This window comes from Mycobacterium sp. 852002-51163_SCH5372311, assembly GCF_001667115.1.
GTDB lineage: Bacteria > Actinomycetota > Actinomycetes > Mycobacteriales > Mycobacteriaceae > Mycobacterium.
Genome location: NZ_LZIJ01000005.1, coordinates 1 through 962, shown reverse-complemented (window position 1 = coordinate 962; position 962 = coordinate 1). Strand labels below are relative to the sequence as shown.

Below are 962 nucleotides of genomic sequence, written 5' to 3'. Positions count from 1 at the left end.
TCTGTGGTGTGGTGGACTTCGCTGTAGTAGCCGGGGGCGTCGCAGCCGGGGTGGGTGCAGCCGCGGTCTGTGGCGTAGAGGACCACGCGTTGATCCGGTGAGGCGATGCGCCGGGTGCGCCCCAGATACAGGGGTCGGTTGGTGTGGTCGTCGAAGACGGCGAGGTAGTGGTGGGCGTGGGCGGCCATGCGGATCAGGTCGGCGATGGGCAGCAGGGTACCCCCGCCGGTGACCGCGTGCCCGGCCCCGGCGGTGAGTTCGCGCAGGGTTGTCGACGCGACCACCGTCAGGGGTAGGCCGTTGTGGGTGCCGAGTTTCGGGTCGCCGAGGTGGCCGCGCACGAGGGCGTTGAGGGCGTCGTGGTGGCGTTGGGCGTGGCTGCGCAGGTCTTTGGCGGCGGCTTCGTCGCTGGGTGGGCCGTGCACGCAGGGGGTTTGATCCTCGGGATTGCACATGCCGGGGGCGGCGAAGCGGGCGAACCAGGCCTCGAGGTTGGCGCGCAGTTCGGGGGTGGCGACCAGTTTGGCCAGGCTCATCCCGTCGCGGCGTTGGGGGCTAAAGGTGAAGCCGCGTTGGCGGGCGCGGTCCTGGTCGGAGAATTTGCCGTCGGGGTTGATCAGCACGGCGGCGCGGTGGGCGGCTTTGTGCAATTGGTCGGGCCGCAGCTCGCCGGCGTGCTGAGCAAGCAACTTCTCGGCGTGCTCCGCGATGGCCACCGGGGTGTCCTGCGGAAGGTCGTGGATGAAAGTCTGGATCACCCGCAGGTGTTGGCCATCGAGCACACCCTGGCGCCACGCGACGGCGGTGGCGGGCAGTTCCGGCGGTAGTTGTTGGCCGGTCAGTGTGCTGCGCGGGGATAGTTGGGTGACGTCGTGGATGCGGCGGCGGGCTTCGGTGGGGCTGATGCGCAGCCAGTCGGCGATCACCTGATGCGGCGGGCCGCCCAGTGCGGCGGGATCTTC

The 962-nt window shown here is 70.1% G+C and carries 1 protein-coding gene; it reads right to left on the bottom strand.

Annotated features, from left to right (window positions below; genetic code table 11):
• On the bottom strand, positions 1-962 hold a 962-nt coding region (locus A5791_RS00285), incomplete at both ends, for a 13E12 repeat family protein (RefSeq protein ID WP_067229084.1).